The sequence below is a fragment of the Lysinibacillus canaveralius genome, from assembly GCF_047301505.1.
Classification (GTDB): Bacteria; Bacillota; Bacilli; order Bacillales_A; family Planococcaceae; genus Lysinibacillus_B.
Genome location: NZ_CP154840.1, coordinates 4,310,313 through 4,328,801 on the forward strand (window position 1 = coordinate 4,310,313; position 18,489 = coordinate 4,328,801).

The 18,489-nt window shown below is 41.3% G+C and carries 31 protein-coding genes and 1 pseudogene; all 32 read right to left on the reverse strand.

The window, feature by feature from the left end:
* Nucleotides 1-18: 18 nt before the first annotated feature.
* Nucleotides 19-957 carry a DNA-directed RNA polymerase subunit alpha gene (locus tag AA0Y26_RS21675; protein WP_036151910.1) on the reverse strand — a complete coding sequence of 313 codons (939 nt, stop codon included), beginning with the start codon at nt 955-957 and terminating at the stop codon, nt 19-21.
* Between the two features lie 139 nt (nt 958-1,096).
* Complete coding sequence (gene rpsK / locus AA0Y26_RS21680; protein ID WP_036151912.1) at nt 1,097-1,486, reverse strand: 30S ribosomal protein S11; 390 nt, start codon at nt 1,484-1,486, stop codon at nt 1,097-1,099.
* Between the two features lie 26 nt (nt 1,487-1,512).
* A complete protein-coding gene (rpsM, locus tag AA0Y26_RS21685; protein ID WP_036151914.1) occupies nt 1,513-1,878 on the reverse strand; it encodes a 30S ribosomal protein S13 in 366 nt (121 codons plus the stop codon).
* 22 nt (nt 1,879-1,900) lie between these two features.
* A complete protein-coding gene (rpmJ, locus tag AA0Y26_RS21690) occupies nt 1,901-2,014 on the reverse strand; it encodes a 50S ribosomal protein L36 (protein WP_000868344.1) in 114 nt (37 codons plus the stop codon).
* Between the two features lie 37 nt (nt 2,015-2,051).
* The gene (gene infA / locus AA0Y26_RS21695) at nt 2,052-2,270 is read right to left on the reverse strand and encodes a translation initiation factor IF-1 (protein ID WP_016839390.1); all 219 of its coding nucleotides are present in this window, start codon (nt 2,268-2,270) and stop codon (nt 2,052-2,054) included.
* A 71-nt stretch (nt 2,271-2,341) separates the two neighbouring features.
* Nucleotides 2,342-2,428 (reverse strand): annotated as a pseudogene (locus AA0Y26_RS21700) (type I methionyl aminopeptidase); the annotation flags it as partial.
* Between the two features lie 265 nt (nt 2,429-2,693).
* A complete protein-coding gene (locus AA0Y26_RS21705; protein ID WP_413364065.1) occupies nt 2,694-3,347 on the reverse strand; it encodes an adenylate kinase in 654 nt (217 codons plus the stop codon).
* 77 nt (nt 3,348-3,424) lie between these two features.
* Complete coding sequence (gene secY, locus AA0Y26_RS21710) at nt 3,425-4,720, reverse strand: preprotein translocase subunit SecY (RefSeq protein WP_413364066.1); 1,296 nt, start codon at nt 4,718-4,720, stop codon at nt 3,425-3,427.
* Nucleotides 4,720-5,160, reverse strand: coding sequence for a 50S ribosomal protein L15 (gene rplO, locus AA0Y26_RS21715; protein WP_036151926.1), 441 nt, complete (start codon nt 5,158-5,160; stop codon nt 4,720-4,722). Before rplO ends, secY begins: the two co-directional genes overlap by 1 nt.
* Before the next feature lie 34 nt (nt 5,161-5,194).
* Entirely contained in the window at nt 5,195-5,377 is a 183-nt protein-coding gene (gene rpmD, locus AA0Y26_RS21720; protein WP_413368347.1) for a 50S ribosomal protein L30, read from the reverse strand.
* A 10-nt stretch (nt 5,378-5,387) separates the two neighbouring features.
* A complete protein-coding gene (rpsE, locus tag AA0Y26_RS21725; protein ID WP_036151930.1) occupies nt 5,388-5,888 on the reverse strand; it encodes a 30S ribosomal protein S5 in 501 nt (166 codons plus the stop codon).
* A 21-nt stretch (nt 5,889-5,909) separates the two neighbouring features.
* On the reverse strand, nt 5,910-6,269 hold the full coding sequence (rplR, locus tag AA0Y26_RS21730) for a 50S ribosomal protein L18 (RefSeq protein ID WP_413364067.1): 360 nt from the start codon (nt 6,267-6,269) through the stop codon (nt 5,910-5,912).
* A 32-nt stretch (nt 6,270-6,301) separates the two neighbouring features.
* The gene (gene rplF / locus AA0Y26_RS21735; RefSeq protein ID WP_413364068.1) at nt 6,302-6,841 is read right to left on the reverse strand and encodes a 50S ribosomal protein L6; all 540 of its coding nucleotides are present in this window, start codon (nt 6,839-6,841) and stop codon (nt 6,302-6,304) included.
* A gap of 31 nt (nt 6,842-6,872) precedes the next feature.
* The gene (gene rpsH / locus AA0Y26_RS21740; RefSeq protein WP_004233658.1) at nt 6,873-7,271 is read right to left on the reverse strand and encodes a 30S ribosomal protein S8; all 399 of its coding nucleotides are present in this window, start codon (nt 7,269-7,271) and stop codon (nt 6,873-6,875) included.
* A gap of 31 nt (nt 7,272-7,302) precedes the next feature.
* Complete coding sequence (locus AA0Y26_RS21745) at nt 7,303-7,488, reverse strand: type Z 30S ribosomal protein S14 (RefSeq protein WP_004233656.1); 186 nt, start codon at nt 7,486-7,488, stop codon at nt 7,303-7,305.
* A 22-nt stretch (nt 7,489-7,510) separates the two neighbouring features.
* Entirely contained in the window at nt 7,511-8,050 is a 540-nt protein-coding gene (gene rplE / locus AA0Y26_RS21750) for a 50S ribosomal protein L5 (protein ID WP_413364069.1), read from the reverse strand.
* 30 nt (nt 8,051-8,080) lie between these two features.
* Entirely contained in the window at nt 8,081-8,389 is a 309-nt protein-coding gene (rplX, locus tag AA0Y26_RS21755; protein ID WP_413364070.1) for a 50S ribosomal protein L24, read from the reverse strand.
* A gap of 37 nt (nt 8,390-8,426) precedes the next feature.
* A complete protein-coding gene (gene rplN, locus AA0Y26_RS21760; RefSeq protein ID WP_042478646.1) occupies nt 8,427-8,795 on the reverse strand; it encodes a 50S ribosomal protein L14 in 369 nt (122 codons plus the stop codon).
* A 53-nt stretch (nt 8,796-8,848) separates the two neighbouring features.
* On the reverse strand, nt 8,849-9,112 hold the full coding sequence (gene rpsQ / locus AA0Y26_RS21765; protein ID WP_036151945.1) for a 30S ribosomal protein S17: 264 nt from the start codon (nt 9,110-9,112) through the stop codon (nt 8,849-8,851).
* A gap of 24 nt (nt 9,113-9,136) precedes the next feature.
* Nucleotides 9,137-9,334, reverse strand: a complete 198-nt coding sequence (rpmC, locus tag AA0Y26_RS21770; protein ID WP_042478642.1) for a 50S ribosomal protein L29 — start codon at nt 9,332-9,334, stop codon at nt 9,137-9,139.
* Nucleotides 9,324-9,758, reverse strand: coding sequence for a 50S ribosomal protein L16 (gene rplP / locus AA0Y26_RS21775; protein WP_004233644.1), 435 nt, complete (start codon nt 9,756-9,758; stop codon nt 9,324-9,326). Before rplP ends, rpmC begins: the two co-directional genes overlap by 11 nt.
* 2 nt (nt 9,759-9,760) lie before the next feature.
* On the reverse strand, nt 9,761-10,417 hold the full coding sequence (gene rpsC, locus AA0Y26_RS21780) for a 30S ribosomal protein S3 (protein WP_413364071.1): 657 nt from the start codon (nt 10,415-10,417) through the stop codon (nt 9,761-9,763).
* A 3-nt stretch (nt 10,418-10,420) separates the two neighbouring features.
* On the reverse strand, nt 10,421-10,765 hold the full coding sequence (gene rplV, locus AA0Y26_RS21785; protein ID WP_036151952.1) for a 50S ribosomal protein L22: 345 nt from the start codon (nt 10,763-10,765) through the stop codon (nt 10,421-10,423).
* A gap of 22 nt (nt 10,766-10,787) precedes the next feature.
* A complete protein-coding gene (gene rpsS / locus AA0Y26_RS21790; RefSeq protein WP_036151954.1) occupies nt 10,788-11,066 on the reverse strand; it encodes a 30S ribosomal protein S19 in 279 nt (92 codons plus the stop codon).
* 60 nt (nt 11,067-11,126) lie between these two features.
* Nucleotides 11,127-11,957 carry a 50S ribosomal protein L2 gene (gene rplB / locus AA0Y26_RS21795; protein ID WP_413364072.1) on the reverse strand — a complete coding sequence of 277 codons (831 nt, stop codon included), beginning with the start codon at nt 11,955-11,957 and terminating at the stop codon, nt 11,127-11,129.
* Nucleotides 11,958-12,002: 45 nt separating this feature from the next.
* Nucleotides 12,003-12,287, reverse strand: coding sequence for a 50S ribosomal protein L23 (rplW, locus tag AA0Y26_RS21800; protein WP_413364073.1), 285 nt, complete (start codon nt 12,285-12,287; stop codon nt 12,003-12,005).
* Nucleotides 12,287-12,910, reverse strand: a complete 624-nt coding sequence (gene rplD, locus AA0Y26_RS21805; RefSeq protein WP_413364074.1) for a 50S ribosomal protein L4 — start codon at nt 12,908-12,910, stop codon at nt 12,287-12,289. Before rplD ends, rplW begins: the two co-directional genes overlap by 1 nt.
* A 26-nt stretch (nt 12,911-12,936) precedes the next feature.
* Nucleotides 12,937-13,566, reverse strand: coding sequence for a 50S ribosomal protein L3 (rplC, locus tag AA0Y26_RS21810; RefSeq protein ID WP_413364075.1), 630 nt, complete (start codon nt 13,564-13,566; stop codon nt 12,937-12,939).
* A 47-nt stretch (nt 13,567-13,613) separates the two neighbouring features.
* Nucleotides 13,614-13,922, reverse strand: a complete 309-nt coding sequence (gene rpsJ, locus AA0Y26_RS21815; protein WP_004233624.1) for a 30S ribosomal protein S10 — start codon at nt 13,920-13,922, stop codon at nt 13,614-13,616.
* Nucleotides 13,923-14,280: 358 nt separating this feature from the next.
* On the reverse strand, nt 14,281-15,600 hold the full coding sequence (locus tag AA0Y26_RS21820; RefSeq protein WP_413364076.1) for a Na+/H+ antiporter family protein: 1,320 nt from the start codon (nt 15,598-15,600) through the stop codon (nt 14,281-14,283).
* A 121-nt stretch (nt 15,601-15,721) separates the two neighbouring features.
* Complete coding sequence (locus tag AA0Y26_RS21825; protein ID WP_413364077.1) at nt 15,722-17,683, reverse strand: FtsX-like permease family protein; 1,962 nt, start codon at nt 17,681-17,683, stop codon at nt 15,722-15,724.
* Nucleotides 17,673-18,434 carry an ABC transporter ATP-binding protein gene (locus AA0Y26_RS21830; protein WP_413364078.1) on the reverse strand — a complete coding sequence of 254 codons (762 nt, stop codon included), beginning with the start codon at nt 18,432-18,434 and terminating at the stop codon, nt 17,673-17,675. Before AA0Y26_RS21830 ends, AA0Y26_RS21825 begins: the two co-directional genes overlap by 11 nt.
* Between the last annotated feature and the right edge of the window lie 55 nt (nt 18,435-18,489).

Genomic DNA, 18,489 nt, shown 5'->3' on the forward strand with positions numbered 1-18,489 from the left:
ATATATTGTAAATGTCGCTTAGTCTTCTTTACGTAATCCTAAACCAAGCTCTTCTAACTTCGCCTTAACTTCTTCTAAAGACTTACGTCCAAGGTTACGAACTTTCATCATGTCGTCTTCTGACTTATTAGCAAGCTCTAATACCGTGTTGATACCAGCACGCTTTAAGCAGTTGTAAGAACGAACAGAAAGGTCCAGTTCCTCGATAGTCATCTCTAGAACTTTTTCTTTTTGATCTTCTTCTTTTTCGACCATGATTTCAGCAGTTTGTGCCTCGTTTGTCATGCCTACAAAGATGTTTAAATGCTCTGTTAAGATTTTCGCTCCAAGCGAAATCGCCTCTTTTGGACCGATGCTTCCATCTGTCCACACATCAAGTGATAACTTATCGTAGTCAGAATTTTGTCCAACGCGAGTGTTCTCTACTTGGAAGTTGACGCGTGAAACTGGAGTGTAAATAGAGTCGATCGGGATCACGCCGATAGGAAGATCCTCACGTTTGTTTTGATCAGCAGGAGTGTAACCACGGCCTCTTTGTGCATACATACGCATGCGTAGGTGACCGTTTTTAGCGATTGTTGCAATATATAGATCTGGATTTAAAATTTCTACATCGCTGTCATGTGTGATGTCCGCAGCTGTAACTACGCCTTCACCCTTCACATCGATTTCAATCACTTTCTCTTCATCAGAGTAGATTTTTAAAGCAAGCTTTTTCACGTTTAAGATGATTGATGCAACATCTTCTACAACGCCTTCTACTGTTGAGAATTCGTGTAATACGCCATCAATTTGAATTGATGTTACAGCCGCCCCCGGTAGTGAAGACAGAAGGATACGACGTAGTGAATTACCCAAAGTGTTTCCATATCCGCGTTCAAGCGGTTCTACAACAAACTTGCCATACTTGGCATCATCGCTGATCGTCTCAATCTTTGGTTTTTCAATTTCGATCATTCAATTTACCCTCCTTCAAAACATCGAATGTATAGGTTCATACCATCATAGTTGTCGATCTAGATTGACCGTTTAAAATTGCACAAGCCTTTTGCACAAGAAATGATGTACTTAAAGGTATCCCCTTAAGCTGCACCCATTACACGCGACGACGTTTTGGCGGACGGCAACCGTTATGAGGAACTGGAGTAACGTCTTTAATAGCAGTTACTTCTAAACCAGCAGCTTGAAGCGCACGGATAGCAGCTTCACGACCTGCACCAGGACCTTTAACAGTTACTTCCAACGTTTTCAGACCATGTTCAAGGGATGCTTTCGCAGCAGTTTCTGCAGCCATTTGAGCAGCGAATGGAGTTGATTTACGTGAACCACGGAAACCAAGAGCACCAGCTGAAGACCAAGAAACAGCGTTACCTTGCATATCTGTAATCGTTACGATTGTATTGTTGAATGTAGAACGGATGTGTGCAATACCAGATTCGATATTCTTTTTCACACGACGTTTACGAGTTTGTTGTTTACGAGCCATGATAAGAAGGAACCTCCTTTACTTAATTATTTTTTCTTGTTCGCTACAGTCTTACGAGGACCTTTACGCGTACGAGCGTTGTTCTTCGTATTTTGACCACGAACTGGTAAACCACGACGGTGACGGATACCACGGAATGAAGCGATTTCCATTAAACGTTTGATGTTTAAAGAAACTTCACGGCGTAGGTCACCTTCAGTTTTGTATGAATCTAATTGTTCACGGATTTGGTTTAATTGATCTTCAGTAAGATCGCGTACACGGATATTTTCGTCAATACCAGCTGCCGCTAATACTTTTTGAGATGTAGTTTTACCAATACCGTAAATGTAAGTTAATGAAATTACCACGCGTTTGTCGCGAGGAATGTCAACACCAGCAATACGTGCCATCTACGTGTGCACCTCCTTAAAATTAACCTTGTTTTTGTTTGTGCTTAGGATTTTCACAGATTACCATTACTTTACCGCGTCGGCGAATTACTTTACATTTTTCGCAGATCGGTTTCACAGATGGTCTCACTTTCATCTAACCTAACCTCCTTAATAGTCCGGAGTGCAAAAGATTATTTAAAACGGTATGTGATACGACCGCGAGTTAAATCATAAGGAGATAACTCGATAGTAACCTTATCTCCCGGTAGGATACGGATAAAGTGCATACGAATCTTTCCAGAAACGTGTGCGAGCACAGTGTGCCCATTTTCTAATTCTACCTTAAACATCGCGTTTGGCAAAGTCTCAACAACTGTTCCTTCGACTTCAATTACATCGTCTTTCGCCATCAACCCTTAACTCCCTTCTATATGCAATTTTTGATTCCCTTGAGAACCAAAGCAATTGTTCTCTTCTAGAAGAAGCAATACGTCTCAACATATGTTTGGATTGTATGAGAGATGTTCGAAAGACGCTCGTCTGGTTTCGCTTCACACAATCCACGGAATGTACAGAACCCGTTAAGGAAAGCTGTATTCCTCATGTTAACACGATAGCCGGAATGTCTCCGGATGGGCTACCCACCCGTTTACACAGATGCTTCCACGAAACCCATTATACCTTTTTTCCGAAGTGTCATCACACCGAAGCGCTCAAATTCGTCCATAAAAGTATATACCGGGCACAATATGCTTTTGCAACTCTCAAAAAATTCGTTCTCTGTTGCCTCCGCACAATATCCGACGGAAGCTATTCTCGCGCCCGGTCAGGTATCAGCTGCGGATGCCCTGTAATAGAGCGTCAAGATCAGCGAATACTTTATTAATATCCTGCTGTCCATCAATATTTGTTAAAACACCTTTAGCTTGGTAGAAATCAAGCAAAGGCTGTGCTTGATTCATATTTACTTCCAGACGGTTTGCTACCGTTTCAGGATTATCATCTGCACGAGTGTAAAGCTCTCCGCCGTCTTTATCACATTTTCCTTCCACAGCTGGTGGATTGAAAATTAAGTGATAAGAAGCGCCGCAAGTTTTACAAATACGACGGCCGCTTAAACGTGCGATTAATTCTTCTTTTTCAACTTCGATGTTGATCGTGTGTTCAACCGGACGATCAAGCTCTTCAAGGATGCTGTCTAAAGCTTCCGCTTGAGGAACTGTACGTGGGAACCCATCTAATAAGAATCCTTTTTCACAGTCTGGCTGGCTGAGTCGTTCGCGCACGATACCGATCGTTACTTCATCCGGAACTAATTTTCCTTCATCCATAAACGCCTTCGCTTTTAGCCCCAGCTCAGTACCTTCTTTGATTGCTGCACGGAACATGTCACCTGTAGAAATATGAGGGATTGCGTACTTCTCAACAATTTTCTCTGCCTGAGTACCTTTACCAGCGCCAGGTAAACCCATCAAAACGATATTCATACGTAATTACTCCCCCTCAAAACTTATCTATCTAAACAGCTGGATTAAGGAAACTTGAGCGTTTCCCTAAACCTGCATTATTTCATAAAGCCTTTATAGTGACGTTTCACTAGCTGTGATTCCAATTGTTTCATCGTCTCTAGCGCTACCCCGACTACGATAATCAAACTTGTACCGCCGATCTGCACGGATGCAGGAAGGTTCATAAAGTTTGTAAAGAGAATCGGTATAACAGAGATGGCAACAAGGAATAATGCACCTACGAAAGTTAAACGATAAAGTACTTTTGTTAAATAAGTTTGCGTATCATTACCAGGACGGATCCCTGGAATGTAGGCACCTTGTTTTTTCAAGTTGTCAGCCACATTTTCCGGATTCACCTGGATGAATGCATAGAAGTATGTGAATGCTATGATCAAAACAATGTAAACGATCATACCGATAGGCTGCGTATACTGCAGATTATTAGTAATCCAAGTTGTTACACTATTTTGGCCAAAGAATGTAGCAAGTGTTTGTGGTGTTACAAGGAACGCTACTGAAAAGATTACCGGAATAACCCCTGCAGCATTTACTTTTAACGGTAAATGCGTTTGTTGTCCACCAACCGCTTGACCACGACCAGCAACTCGTTTTGCATATTGAATCGGGATTTTACGCAAAGCTTGTTGTACGTAAATAACACCAACAACAATAGCTAGCAACACTAACACTAAAAGCGCCAAAATAGCAATATTAATAAATAATTGGTCTTTAGCACCTTCAATTTGTTGTGCGTATACTTGGTTGACTGCGTTTGGAATCGCCGCGACGATACCAGCGAAGATAATGATAGAAATACCGTTACCAACACCATGTGCAGTAATTTGCTCAGCTAACCAAAGCAGGAATGATGTACCTGCAGTTAAGACAATCGCAATAGTTAAATAAGATCCAACACTAGTATCTGTAATCAATGATCCGCCATAGAATTGGTTAAAACCAAATGACATAGCAAATGATTGGATGAATGCTAGCACAATCGTAAAGTAACGAGTGAATTGAGCGAGTTTGCGTCGGCCCACTTCACCTTGCTTAGCCCATTCTGCAAATTTCGGTACAACGTCCATTTGCAGTAGCTGAACGATGATTGAAGCAGTGATATACGGCATAATCCCCATCGCGAAGATCGAGAAGTTTGCTAGTGCACCACCGCCAAATGTATTGAGGAAGCCGACAAGGTTGAACTCGTCAGTTGCCTTTAATACATCTGCGTCAACGTTTGGTACCGGGATGAAAGTCCCGATACGAAAAACGATTAACATTAAAAGAGTAAAGATGATTTTATTTCGTATATCTCGAACGCGCATAAAGTTAGAGATCGTTTGAAACATTAGATCACCTCAGTTGTTCCGCCAGCGTTCTCGATTGCTTCTTTAGCTGAAGCTGAGAACTTGTGAGCTTTCACAGTAAGCTTAACATTTAAAGTTCCATTACCTAAAACTTTAATGCCAGCTTTCTCGTTACTTACTACACCAGTTTCTAATAATAATGCAGGTGTTACTTCTGCACCATCTTCGAAACGGTTAAGTGCGTCAAGGTTAACGATAGCGTATTCTTTACGGTTGATGTTCGTAAAGCCGCGTTTCGGTAAACGACGGAAAAGTGGGTTTTGACCCCCCTCAAATCCTGGGCGAACGCCGCCGCCTGAACGAGCGTTTTGACCTTTATGACCTTTACCTGCAGTTTTACCGTTACCAGAACCGATACCACGACCAACACGGTTACGCTCTTTACGTGAGCCTTCTGCTGGTTTTAACTCATGAAGTTTCATTATGGTGGCACCTCCTTGTTCAATGTTGTTGAAATTAGATTTCTTTTACAGTAACTAAGTGAGCTACTTTTGTTAACATACCGCGAATAGCTGCGTTATCAGCATGTTCCACAGTTTGGTTTGTTTTACGTAAGCCAAGAGCTTCAACAGTTTTACGTTGTGCCGGTTTAGTACCGATCACAGATTTTGTAAGGGTGATTTGTAATTTAGCCATTATAATTCCCCCCTTATCCTAATAATTCTTCCACTGATTTACCGCGTAGTTTTGCAACTTCCTCTGCGCGTTTCAATTCAGATAAACCTGCTACAGTTGCACGCACCATGTTGATTGGTGTGTTTGAACCTAGAGATTTTGAAAGAATATCAGTAATACCAGCAAGTTCTAGTACAGCACGTACTGGACCACCAGCGATTACCCCTGTACCAGGAGCAGCAGGTTTGATTAAGATTGAACCTGCACCGAAGCGACCTTGCACTAAGTGTGGAGTAGTTCCACCCACGCGTGGTACTTCGATTAAGTTTTTCTTCGCGTCTTCAACAGCCTTACGAATTGCATCTGGAACCTCTTGAGCTTTACCAGTACCAAAACCTACATGACCGTTTTTATCTCCTACAACAACAAGTGCTGTGAAGCGGAAGCGACGACCACCTTTAACAACTTTAGCAACGCGGTTAATCGTAACTACGCGTTCTTCAAGTTCTAATTTGTTTGCGTCAATGCGACTCATGAAGTATGTCCCTCCTTCTTATTAAAATTCTAAGCCGTTTTCACGTGCAGCTTCAGCTAAAGCTTTTACACGTCCATGATATAAGTAACCACCACGGTCAAATACCACAGCAGTAATATTTTTTTCAACAGCGCGTTTTGCGATGATTTCACCGATTTTAGCAGCTGCTTCTACGTTTGAGCCTGCACCCTCGAAATCTTTTTCTTGAGTGTTAGCAGAAACTAAAGTTACGCCAGCTACGTCATCGATCAATTGTGCATAGATGTTCTTGTTTGAACGGAATACGTTTAAACGTGGACGCTCAGCAGTACCTGAGATCTTAGAACGAACACGCCCATGACGTTTCTTACGAACTTGATTTTTATCTTGTTTCGTAATCATAGAGGTCACTCCTTTCTAATGCTTATGCAGCATTATTTACCTGTTTTACCTTCTTTACGACGAACGAATTCGCCTTCGTAACGGATCCCTTTACCTTTGTAAGGCTCTGGTGGACGAACGTCACGGATGTTAGATGCTAATGCACCTACACGCTCTTTAGAAATACCTTTAACAATTACTTTTGTATTTGAAGGAACTTCGATCTCTAAACCTTCTTCTGGTGTGAACTCTACTGGATGAGAGTAACCAACGTTCAATACTAGCTTTTTGCCTTGTAATTGAGCACGGTAACCTACACCGATAAGTTCTAGAGAGCGAGTGAAGCCTTCAGATACACCAGTTACCATGTTAGCTAGTAACGCACGTGTTGTACCGTGGTTAGTACGGTGTTCTTTAGATTCAGAAGGACGAACAACAGAGATGATGTTGCCTTCTTGCTCGATTTTCATATCTTTGTGGAACTGACGAGTTAATTCGCCTTTAGGACCTTTAACAGTTACTGTGTTGTTTGCTTCAACAGCTACAGTAACGCCAGCAGGTACCTCGATAATCTTTTTACCTACGCGAGACATTTAGTTGCACCTCCATTCTTTTTATTGCTAATTACCAAACGTATGCTAAGATTTCTCCGCCAACTTGTTTAGCGCGAGCTTCTTTATCAGTCAATAAACCTTGTGAAGTTGATACTAAAGCGATACCAAGACCGTTTAATACTTTAGGTACTTCGTTTGTTTTTGCGTATACGCGTAAACCCGGTTTAGAAATACGTTTTAAGCCAGTGATAACACGCTCGTTATCTTTACCGTATTTTAAGAAGATACGGATGATACCTTGCTTGTTGTCCTCTACGTACTCTACGTCACGGACGAAACCTTCACGCTTTAAGATTTCAGCGATTTCTTTTTTTACATTAGAAGCTGGAACTTCTAATTTCTCGTGACGAACCATGTTCGCATTACGGATGCGAGTAAGCATATCTGCAATCGGATCAGTCATTGTCATGAAAATTTACCTCCTTCCCAAATTTAGGGGATTACCAGCTGGCTTTTTTAACGCCAGGAATTTGTCCCTTATATGCAAGTTCACGGAAACAAATACGGCAAAGTTTAAATTTGCGATATACAGAGTGTGGACGGCCACAGCGTTCACAACGTGTATATTCTTGTACTTTAAACTTTTGCTTACGTTGTTGTTTAACGATCATTGATTTTTTAGCCACGTTTTCGCCCTCCTTGTTTTAATTACTTCTGGAACGGCATACCGAATTGTGTCAATAACTCGCGAGCTTCTTCATCAGAATTCGCAGTCGTTACGATCACGATGTCCATACCGCGTACTTTCGAAACTTTATCGTAATCGATTTCAGGGAAAATCAATTGTTCTTTCACACCTAATGTGTAGTTACCGCGACCGTCGAATGCTTTTTTAGAAACACCGCGGAAGTCACGTACACGTGGAAGTGCGATTGAGATTAATTTATCCAAGAATTCATACATACGCTCACCGCGTAGTGTAACTTTAGCACCGATAGGCATACCTTCACGTAGACGGAAACCTGCGATCGATTTTTTCGCTTTTGTTACTACTGGTTTTTGACCAGTGATAATAGTTAATTCTTCTACAGCTGCATCTAAAGCTTTAGAGTTTTGAACTGCGTCACCAACACCCATGTTGATTACGATTTTCTCAACTTTTGGCAATTGCATAACTGATTTATATTCAAACTTGCTCATAAGAGCAGGAGAAACTTCATTTAAATATTTTTCTTTTAGGCGGCTCATGTAGTTTTACCTCCCTTCTTCTATTTGCTATTAGTCGATTACTACACCTGATTTTTTTGCAACACGAACTTTTTTGCCGTCTTCGATTTTATAACCTACGCGAGTCGGCTCGCCAGATTTTGGATCGATTAGCATTACGTTCGAAACGTGGATTGCAGCTTCTTGAGATACAATACCACCCTGTGGGTTAAGTTGGTTAGGTTTAACGTGTTTCTTAACGATGTTTACACCTTCAACAAGAACGCGGTCTTGTTTTGGGAAAGCAGCTAAGATTACGCCCTCTTTACCTTTATCTTTACCAGTAATTACTTTTACTTTGTCGCCCTTTTTAACATGCATTATGTGTCGCACCTCCTTGATTGGTACTGTCATGAAATTAAAGAACTTCTGGAGCTAGAGAAACGATCTTCATGAAGTTGCTATCACGTAATTCACGTGCAACAGGTCCGAAAATACGAGTTCCGCGTGGAGACTTATCATCTTTGATGATTACGCAAGCGTTCTCGTCAAATTTGATATAAGTACCGTCTTTACGGCGTACACCAGATTTAGTGCGAACGATAACAGCCTTAACAACGTCACCTTTCTTGACAACGCCACCTGGTGTTGCTTTCTTAACTGTACATACGACGATATCGCCGATGTTAGCAGTCTTACGACCAGAACCACCAAGTACTTTAATTGTTAATACTTCACGTGCACCTGAGTTGTCAGCAACTTTCATACGACTTTCTTGTTGGATCACTTAGGTTACCTCCCTTCGGAATTTGGCTACTTACGAAATTTCCGAAATAGTTATTAGATAATAACCGCTTTTTCTACAACTTCCACTACGCGGAAGCGTTTAGTAGCTGATAGCGGGCGAGTTTCCATGATACGAACCATATCACCGATTTTCGCTGTGTTTAGCTCATCATGAGCTTTGAACTTTTTAGAGTACTTTACACGCTTACCGTATAATTTGTGCTTCTTATAAGTTTCAACTAAAACTGTAACAGTTTTGTCCATTTTGTCAGAAACAACACGGCCAGTGTAAACTTTGCGTTGGTTACGCTCAGTCATGCCTGAAAACCTCCTTTATCAGTATTATTGTGCACTGATTTCTCTTTCGCGAATCACAGTTTTCATACGCGCAATCGCTTTACGAACTTCGCGGATGCGAGCTGTGTTTTCTAATTGACCAGTCGCCAATTGGAAGCGAAGGTTGAAAAGCTCTTCTTTCAGTGATTTCACTTTTAATTCAATTTCAGAAGTGGCAAGGTCACGGATTTCATTAGCTTTCATTAGATTCACCACCAGTTTCTTGACGTTTTACGATCTTACATTTAACAGGAAGTTTGTGTGATGCTAAACGAAGTGCTTCACGTGCTACCTCTTCAGATACGCCAGCGATTTCGAACATTACTTTTCCTGGTTTTACTACTGCTACCCAGCCTTCTGGAGAACCTTTACCAGAACCCATGCGGACTTCTAGAGGCTTTTTCGTATAAGGCTTATGCGGGAAGATTTTGATCCAAACTTTACCGCCACGTTTCATGTAACGAGTCATAGCGATACGGGCAGATTCGATTTGACGGTTAGTAATCCAAGATGCAGTTTGAGCTTGTAGACCCCACTCACCGAAAGTTACTTCTTTACCGCCTTTCGCTTCGCCACGCATGTTACCACGGTGTTCACGACGATATTTTACGCGTTTAGGTAATAACATTATTATTTGCCTCCTTCCACAGAGTTCTTCTTAGTAGGAAGGACTTCACCACGATAGATCCATACTTTAACACCTAACTTACCGTAAGTAGTGTCAGCTTCAGCGTGTGCATAATCGATGTCAGCACGTAAAGTATGAAGTGGAACAGTTCCTTCTGAATAGTGTTCAGCACGCGCGATATCAGCGCCACCTAAACGACCAGATACTTGTGTTTTGATTCCTTTTGCACCAGCGCGGATTGTGCGTTGGATTGCTTGTTTTTGAGCACGGCGGAATGATACGCGGTTCTCAAGTTGACGAGCGATATTTTCAGCTACTAGACGAGCGTCTAAATCCGCTTTCTTAATTTCAACGATGTTGATGTGTACACGCTTGCCAGTTAACTCGCCAAGGTATTTACGTAAGTTTTCAACTTCCGTACCGCCTTTACCGATTACCATACCTGGTTTCGCAGTGTGAATTGTGATGTTTACGCGGTTTGCAGCGCGTTCGATTTCAACTTTAGATACAGATGCATCTTTCAGTGAAGTCTCGATATATTTACGAACTTTGATGTCTTCGTGTAAAAGATCAGCATAGTCTTTTTCAGCGTACCATTTTGACTCCCAGTCACGAATAACACCAACGCGTAGTCCTATTGGATGTACTTTTTGACCCACGGATTAACCCTCCTTCTTCTCAGATACCACTACAGTGATGTGGCTTGTGCGTTTGTTAATTGCGCTTGCACGTCCTTGAGCACGTGGACGGAAACGTTTTAATGTTGGACCTTCGTCAACAAAAACTTCAGAAACAACTAGGTTGTTGATGTCTAACTCATAGTTGTGTTCAGCGTTAGCAACTGCAGATTTTAATACTTTTTCAACGACTGGAGACGCCGCTTTTGGAGTATGACGTAAAATTGCAACTGCTTCACCAACCTGCTTACCTCGGATTAAGTCTACAACTAGACGTACTTTACGAGGAGCGATACGAACTGTACGAGCGATAGCTTTAGCTTGTGTCATTAGGATTTACCTCCTCTCAAAATTAGCGTCTTGTTTTCTTGTCATCTGCACCGTGACCTTTATAAGCACGTGTCGGTGCGAACTCACCAAGCTTGTGACCTACCATATCTTCTGTCACGTATACAGGAACATGTTTACGTCCATCGTATACAGCGATCGTTAAACCGATGAAGTTCGGGAAGATAGTTGAACGGCGAGACCAAGTCTTGATAACTTGTTTTTTCTCAGAAGCCTCTTGTGCTTCCACTTTTTTCATTAAGTGGTCATCTACAAAAGGTCCTTTCTTTAAGCTGCGACCCATTTAGGAACCTCCCTCCGTGATTCGACCACGGCTCTCGATACGAACCGTAGTTCAATCACATTATTTTTTACGACTACGAATAATAAACTTAGAAGTTTTATTTTTCTTTTTGCGTGTTTTATAACCAAGAGCTGGTTTACCCCATGGTGTCATTGGAGATTTACGTCCGATTGGAGAACGTCCTTCACCACCACCGTGTGGGTGATCGTTAGGGTTCATTACAGAACCACGAACAGTTGGGCGTTTACCTAACCAACGAGAACGACCAGCTTTACCGATGTTGATTAGTTCGTGCTGTTCGTTACCAACTTGACCGATTGTAGCACGGCAAGTAGCTAATACTAGGCGAACTTCACCAGATTGAAGACGAACGATTACGTATTTACCTTCACGGCCAAGTACTTGAGCAGAAGTACCAGCAGAACGTACTAATTGTCCACCTTTACCAGGTTTCAACTCGATGTTGTGGATTGTTGTACCCATTGGAATGTTTGCTAATGGTAATGCGTTACCTACTTTGATGTCAGCCTCTGGACCAGAAACGATCGTTTGACCTACTTCAAGACCTTTCGGAGCTAGGATATAACGCTTTTCACCGTCAGCGTAGTTAATTAATGCGATATTCGCAGAGCGGTTTGGATCATATTCGATAGTAGCAACGCGTCCTGGAATGCCGTCTTTAAGACGTTTGAAGTCGATTACGCGGTATTGCTTCTTATGACCACCACCATGATGACGAACAGTAATTTTACCTTGGTTGTTACGACCAGCTTTGCGTTTCGTTGGCTCTAATAAAGACTTTTCAGGTTTATTAGTTGTGATTTCCGCAAAGTCAGATGACGTCATGTTACGACGACCATTTGAGGTTGGTTTATACTTTTTAATCGCCATGTGTTTTCCCTCCTTTTGTATTGTTCAAGTTAAATCCGAATCGGATTAGATTTCGAATAATTCGATTTCTTTTGAATCAGCAGTTAATTTCACGATTGCTTTACGGCGTTTGTTAGTGAAACCACCGAATTTACCAACGCGTTTGAATTTACCTTTGTAGTTCATGATGTTTACTTTCTCAACTTGAACACCAAAGATTTCTTCTACTGCTTGCTTCACTTGTGTTTTGTTAGCGCGAGTGTCTACTTCGAAAGTATACTTTTTCTCTGCCATAATTTCAGAAGAACGCTCAGTAATGACCGGACGTTTGATGATATCACGTGCTTCCATTATCCAAGCACCTCCTCAACTTTTTTTACTGCATCTTGTGTGAATACAACTTTATCGTGACCTAAAAGATCAAGAACGTTGATTCCGTTTGCAGTTAGAACAGTAACACCAGGGATGTTACGTGCAGATAAAGCTGCGTTTTCGTTAAGCTCAGCTGTTACGAAAAGAGCTTTTTTGTTGATTTCTAATGCTTTTAAAATAGCAGCGAAATCTTTTGTTTTTGGTGCATCTAGAGTTAATGCATCAAGAACTACGAAGTTTTGTTCTACAACTTTTGCTGATAAAGCTGATTTAAGAGCTAAGCGACGAACTTTCTTCGGTAATTTGTAAGAATAGCTACGTGGAGTTGGACCGAATACGACACCACCACCGCGCCATTGTGGAGAGCGGATCGAACCTTGACGTGCACGACCAGTTCCTTTTTGACGCCATGGCTTACGACCACCACCAGCAACTTCAGAACGGTTTTTTACTTTATGATTACCTTGACGTAGTGAAGCGCGTTGAGCGATTACAGCGTCGAATAATACAGCTTCATTTGGCTCGATTCCGAAGATCGCATCGTTTAATTCGATTTCACCAACTGAAGCACCTGTTTGACTAAGTACAGATACCTTTGTCATTCCTGTGTCCTCCTTTCTTCAGAGAATTATTTAGATTTGATTGCAGTTTTTACTGCAACAAGAGCTTTTTTAGAACCAGGAACATTACCTTTAACTAGTAATAAGTTGCGGTCTGTATCAACCTTAACGATTTCAAGGTTTTGGATTGTCACAACATGACCACCCATTTGACCAGGTAATTTCTTTTGTTTGAATACGCGGTTCGGAGCAACTGGACCCATTGAACCAGGACGACGGTGGTAACGAGAACCGTGGGCCATAGGACCACGAGATTGTCCGTGGCGTTTAATAACACCTTGGAAACCTTTACCTTTTGTAACACCTGTTACATCAACTACATCGCCTTCTGCGAAAATCTCTACTTTGACTTCTTGACCAACTTCGTACTCTTCCACGTTTACATTGCGGAACTCACGAATGAAGCGCTTAGGAGCAGTATTTGCTTTTGCTACATGACCTTGTTCCGGTTTGTTAGCAAGTTTTACACGCTTGTCTTCGAAACCAACTTGAATCGCTTCGTAACCGTCAGTTTCAACAGTTTTCTTTTGAAGTACTACGTTTTGAGAAGCTTCAATAACTGTTACTGGGATTAGGTCGCCATTTTCAGCGAAAACTTGAGTCATGCCAATTTTTCTACCTAAGATTCCTTTAGCCATTCGTCACACCTCCTATAAGTTTTAAAAAGTTATATTTGTTTTTACCATTAAAGTTTGATTTCAATATCAACGCCAGATGGTAAGTCAAGTTTCATTAACGCATCAACAGTTTGTGGTGTTGGGTTAACGATATCGATTAAACGTTTATGCGTACGCATTTCGAATTGTTCACGAGAATCTTTGTACTTGTGAACAGCACGTAAGATTGTGTACACAGACTTCTCAGTTGGAAGTGGAATCGGACCTGACACACTTGCACCTGAACGTTTAGCTGTTTCCACGATTTTCTCAGCAGATTGATCAAGGATACGGTGATCATACGCTTTTAAACGGATACGAATCTTTTGTTTTGCCATAATTTTCCCTCCTTCTCGCCTATTTTCTAGACATTCTCCACGAAAATTTCCCACACACTCGCCATGGCAAAGCGGCCGTGTGTGTCGGCAACCTCTCGCTTCATCGCAGTCAAAGACCAACATTCAACATTATATACAATAAAAAAGAAGTTCGCAAGTATTTCAGCAAAATTCTTTTTCCCAGGACTATAATGTTATATCTTTGGATACATTCGCTCTTTCTGAGCCGTTTTCTAGTATATAAGAGAGTGTAGGGGAAAGCAACCCTAAAGGGCTTAAATATTGTAAAATCAAATATTCAGAATACTATTCCATTAAAATAAGCCACCCTCATTGCTGAAGGTGACTACTACTATTATTATAAGAAGAAAACTACGGCCAACCATCCGAAAATTATCTGCGGAATATTATAGAAAATAAAAGTCGGCACACAAGTATCCCAAATATGATTGTGCTGTCCATCTACATTTAACCCTGCAGTCGGTCCCAGTGTGGAATCTGATGCTGGTGATCCGGCATCCCCCAATACACCTGCTGTACCTATTAAACAAATGATCGCTAGTTCACTCAAGCCCAGCTCTACAGCAAGTGGAACAAAAATCGCTGCAATAATTGGAATGGTTGCAAAGGAAGAACCTATCCCCATCGTCACGATCAATCCCACGACAAGCATTACAAAAACAGTAATACTAACGCTGCCCCCAAAAAGGTCCATGGCATTTGCTACTAGCGGCTCCACATCTCCTGTTGCATTAATGACTGCTGAAAAGCCATTAGCAGAAATCATAACAAAGCCGACGAATGCCATCATGCGCATCCCCTCTGTCAACACTGCATCTGCTTCCTTCACCTTTAAAGCACCCGTTATATATAGAATAGCAATCCCGACAAGCGAACCAATAATCATTGATTCAGTTGGAATTTGCACTGCTAAAGAAGCAATCAGCGCCAATGCCGCAAAAACAATATTACGAGGCTTAATCTCCTTTTCCAGCTGCTGTGTACCTTCTATTTCTACCATTTCATATTTTCTTGGTTTGCGATACGTGATAAACGCTGCTGCAAGCCCTACCACCATTCCTAACGCTACGATAGCCATTGCCTTAGGAACATCACTCAGCTCTACTGTAAGGCCCGCTAAATCCATTTGAGTAACAATGATATCCTGATAGATTAGACCAAAGCCATATGGCAGAAACATATATGGCGTAATCAGCCCAAACGTTAAAATACATGCAATTAAGCGACGGTCGATTTGCAGCATGTTCATTACTTTAATCATCGGTGGAACGATTAACGGAATAAATGCAATGTGTACCGGGATCAAGTTTTGCGACATAACTGCCAATGTCAGCAGTACAAAAAAGATCAATACCTTCGCCAGCCCTTTTTTCTGAGAATCTCCCTCCCGCTGTACCAGCTTTAAAATTGCACCGACTAATATTTCCGGGATACCTGTACGCGAGATAGCTAGTGCAAATCCGCCAAGTAAACCATAACTAAGGGCAATTGTCGCACCGCCACCCAGGCCGCCGACAAACGCATCAATTGTCTCTATAATTGGAAGTCCGCCGGCAAGTCCACCGAGAATGGCTCCGATTGTTAGAGATAGTACTACATTTATTCGAAGTAGGCTTAACACTAGCATAATACCTACGGCTACTAATACTGCATTCATCTATGACACTTCACTTTCATATGCTAAATTACTAATGTGTTAAAGTTACTATATTGAGATAGTGAAGTCAATAAGAAAACCATCAATTTTAAAAAAATTGATGGTCTGATTTTAATATGATTTATAATGTACCCCGAATCACTTTTCTGTAATAACTGATGGATAGAAGCGCGAATACGATATACATAGCGATATATAAAGCCATCGTAATTATCATTGGCGCTACTAGCTCTGAACCGAATAGGAACCAGCCTGATTTCACCGCAAAATAACTATGCAGTAAACCAATTAATAGAGGAACACCGAAGTTGAAAAGCTGCTTCGCATAAATCCCACGCATTAATTCCTGTTCAGAGAAGCCAATTTTACGCATAATCGTAAATGAATCTTTCTGATCGTCTGCTTCTGCTGTCTGCTTGAAATATAAAATGCTGCAAGTTGCCAGTAAAAACGCCAGTCCTAAAAAGGCAGTCGTGAAAATTGTAACACCAAGCGTTCCTAAATAATCCTGGCGAGTCTCTTCTTGTGTAGGATTTGCGAAATAATGGGCAGTTCCATCTTTCGTTTCCTGTCCATATTCTTTATGAAGCTGCTCTGCACGTTCGATATCATTTTTATTTTTTAGGAAGATGGATTTTTGATACTCTCTATACGGATCAGCAGCGTATTGTTTATACTCCTTAAACTTCTCATCACTCACTACAAAAATCGGTCCGCCTCCTGTTGTTGTCGCCCAACTTAGGATCGGCTCTTCCCTAACTTCTTTCACTTTAACTTTGTCTGTTGCTTGCTTTTCTTCTGTTCCGAGCTTTACAGTAAGTTCTTTTCCTTTTTCTATCGGGAACATCTCAGCTAGATAGCCGGCATGACTCTCGATCATTACCTCATTTTCCTGCAATGTAATTGCCTCATCGATTTGTCGATAATCACTTAATGGAATAATGAATATCTTTGTATATACATCACCCGCTGCAGGAATTGCTACGACTTCCTTCATTGGCACCTCTACATAGGAAACATTATAAAAGTCCATTTCATATTCGATATTTTCTTCCTCTAGCGCTGTTAAAAACTCATCCATTTTCGAATTCGTCAATATATAATCTGCCGGTACTTTCTGCTGGACAGCGCTATCCGTTGAGTAATAGGAAATATAAGAAAGTGTTGTAACCCCTAATGATACTGCCGTTAACACAGTGATGAGTGTCAGCGATTTTGCATTCCCCTTCATTCGGTGCATAATCGGTGTAACCGCCAGAACATCAACTATATTTAAATGTCCATTTCTCTTTAAACGAATTAAATTCATTACAAATGAAACAGAGAAACGGAAGACGAGGAATGTTCCTCCAATCGTTGTCGCTAAAATGATTAACATGTTTAAAAATAAGTTATTGCTACTTTCAATATCAAACAACCTTGTCGATGCATAGTAACCATATGCAATCAGCCCAATGCCAATTACTCCAATAACCATTTTAACAGGGCTAAACCGTTTAACACGCTCGTCCGCCTGTTTTGAAGCAGTGAATAAGTTAAGCAGTGTGACTCGTCGAATCATCCAAGCCATTTGGATTAGAATGATCAGCAGCAAAATAGTAAACACAACAGCTGTTTTAATTACAGCTTCCTTGCTGAATGTCATTTCCACTACTACATTTTGTTCTAGCAATTTCAGCAGGATCATAGCGAATAGTCTAGAGCTCAAAAAGCCAAAGACCATCCCACTTAATACCGCTCCTGCAAATAACACGATATTTTCAAGCCCAATTAAACGGAAGATCAGGGTCTTTGTCATCCCGATCAGCTGATACATACCAATTTCTTTACTGCGGCGCTTTATAAATAAATGATTTGCGTATAGTACAAAGAACAGGACGATGAAGTACAGCATATAAGTAGCTGCCTCAAAGCCCGCAGAAGCGGTCCCGCTATTGGAAGTCTGTTCGATTACTGCTTGATTGTACTGCAGGGTAACGAATGAGAAATACAGTGTAACGCTGAAAATAAGCGCAAAGAAATACAAAAAGTATTGCTTCATATTTTTTAGCATGCTTCGGAAAACTAATTGGCTAAGACTCATAGCCGTCACCACCCAGCACACTTTGCGTACTTAAAATTTGCTGGAAAAACTCATTACGCGCCTTATCCCCGCGGTAAAGCTCCGTATACAACGCTCCATCCTTTAAAAACAGAACCCGAGAGCAGAAGCTCGCTGCAACCGCATCATGCGTTACCATCATGATCGTTACCTGCTGTTGGTTATTGATATCCTCCAGATTTTTCAGCAGCGCTGTAGCTGCCTTTGAATCTAGCGCTCCTGTTGGTTCATCGGCAAAGACGATGGACGGCTTTGTAATTAATGCCCTGGCAGCAGAAGTACGCTGCTTCTGACCGCCTGATATTTCGTTCGGATACTTATTTGCAATTCCCTCAATATCCAAAATACGAACAAGCTCCCGGAATCTCGATTCTGCAGCTGCTCTCGGAATTTTTTTAATTGATAACGGCAGCAGGATATTTTCCTTTACTGTCAATGTATCAAGTAAATTATACTCTTGAAAAATAAACCCTAGTTCGTCTCTTCGGAAGTTTGCCAGCTCTCTCTCTTTCATTCTTTGAAGGTGCTGCCCATTGATTTCTACAATACCTTCCGTCACCTGATCAATCGAACACAGCACATTAAGCAGTGTTGTCTTACCGGAACCTGATGCTCCCATAATTCCTACAAACTCACCTTTTTCTACATCTAAGTCTATACCCTTTAATACTTCTTGGGCTGTTGACTTCTTGCCATATACTTTACGCACTTTCCGCGCTGTTAAAATGCTCATCTAAAAACCCCTCTCTTTCATAACTTGTATCTTCATTTTACAAGGACATCTGTTT

Bases quoted from the DNA above. Each gene is read 5' to 3' on its own strand.
- rplX (WP_413364070.1), bottom strand. From the start codon at position 8,389: ATGCATGTTAAAAAGGGCGACAAAGTAAAAGTAATTACTGGTAAAGAT.
- rplO (WP_036151926.1), bottom strand. From the start codon at position 5,160: ATGAAACTTCATGAGTTAAAACCAGCAGAAGGCTCACGTAAAGAGCGT.
- AA0Y26_RS21705 (WP_413364065.1), bottom strand. From the start codon at position 3,347: ATGAATATCGTTTTGATGGGTTTACCTGGCGCTGGTAAAGGTACTCAG.
- AA0Y26_RS21825 (WP_413364077.1), bottom strand. From the start codon at position 17,683: ATGAGTCTTAGCCAATTAGTTTTCCGAAGCATGCTAAAAAATATGAAG.
- rpsQ (WP_036151945.1), bottom strand. From the start codon at position 9,112: ATGACTGAGCGTAACCAACGCAAAGTTTACACTGGCCGTGTTGTTTCT.
- rpsM (WP_036151914.1), bottom strand. From the start codon at position 1,878: ATGGCACGTATTGCTGGTGTTGACATTCCTCGCGACAAACGCGTGGTA.
- rplC (WP_413364075.1), bottom strand. From the start codon at position 13,566: ATGGCTAAAGGAATCTTAGGTAGAAAAATTGGCATGACTCAAGTTTTC.
- rplB (WP_413364072.1), bottom strand. From the start codon at position 11,957: ATGGCGATTAAAAAGTATAAACCAACCTCAAATGGTCGTCGTAACATG.
- rplF (WP_413364068.1), bottom strand. From the start codon at position 6,841: ATGTCTCGCGTAGGTAAAAAGATTATCGAGGTACCTGCTGGCGTTACT.
- rpmJ (WP_000868344.1), bottom strand. From the start codon at position 2,014: ATGAAAGTGAGACCATCTGTGAAACCGATCTGCGAAAAATGTAAAGTA.
- rpsE (WP_036151930.1), bottom strand. From the start codon at position 5,888: ATGAGTCGCATTGACGCAAACAAATTAGAACTTGAAGAACGCGTAGTT.
- rpsS (WP_036151954.1), bottom strand. From the start codon at position 11,066: ATGGGTCGCAGCTTAAAGAAAGGACCTTTTGTAGATGACCACTTAATG.
- rplR (WP_413364067.1), bottom strand. From the start codon at position 6,269: ATGATTACGAAACAAGATAAAAATCAAGTTCGTAAGAAACGTCATGGG.
- rplE (WP_413364069.1), bottom strand. From the start codon at position 8,050: ATGAGCCGCCTAAAAGAAAAATATTTAAATGAAGTTTCTCCTGCTCTT.
- infA (WP_016839390.1), bottom strand. From the start codon at position 2,270: ATGGCGAAAGACGATGTAATTGAAGTCGAAGGAACAGTTGTTGAGACT.
- AA0Y26_RS21820 (WP_413364076.1), bottom strand. From the start codon at position 15,600: ATGAATGCAGTATTAGTAGCCGTAGGTATTATGCTAGTGTTAAGCCTA.
- rplD (WP_413364074.1), bottom strand. From the start codon at position 12,910: ATGACAAAGGTATCTGTACTTAGTCAAACAGGTGCTTCAGTTGGTGAA.
- rplW (WP_413364073.1), bottom strand. From the start codon at position 12,287: ATGGAAGCACGTGATATCATCAAACGTCCGGTCATTACTGAGCGTTCT.
- rpsH (WP_004233658.1), bottom strand. From the start codon at position 7,271: ATGACAATGACTGATCCGATTGCAGATATGCTTACTCGCATCCGTAAT.
- rpsK (WP_036151912.1), bottom strand. From the start codon at position 1,486: ATGGCTCGTAAACAACAAACTCGTAAACGTCGTGTGAAAAAGAATATC.
- secY (WP_413364066.1), bottom strand. From the start codon at position 4,720: ATGTTTCAAACGATCTCTAACTTTATGCGCGTTCGAGATATACGAAAT.
- rpmC (WP_042478642.1), bottom strand. From the start codon at position 9,334: ATGAAAGCTAATGAAATCCGTGACCTTGCCACTTCTGAAATTGAATTA.
- rpsJ (WP_004233624.1), bottom strand. From the start codon at position 13,922: ATGGCAAAACAAAAGATTCGTATCCGTTTAAAAGCGTATGATCACCGT.
- rplV (WP_036151952.1), bottom strand. From the start codon at position 10,765: ATGACACAAGCTAAAGCTATCGCTCGTACAGTTCGTATCGCTCCTCGT.
- rplP (WP_004233644.1), bottom strand. From the start codon at position 9,758: ATGTTATTACCTAAACGCGTAAAATATCGTCGTGAACACCGTGGTAAC.
- AA0Y26_RS21675 (WP_036151910.1), bottom strand. From the start codon at position 957: ATGATCGAAATTGAAAAACCAAAGATTGAGACGATCAGCGATGATGCC.
- AA0Y26_RS21830 (WP_413364078.1), bottom strand. From the start codon at position 18,434: ATGAGCATTTTAACAGCGCGGAAAGTGCGTAAAGTATATGGCAAGAAG.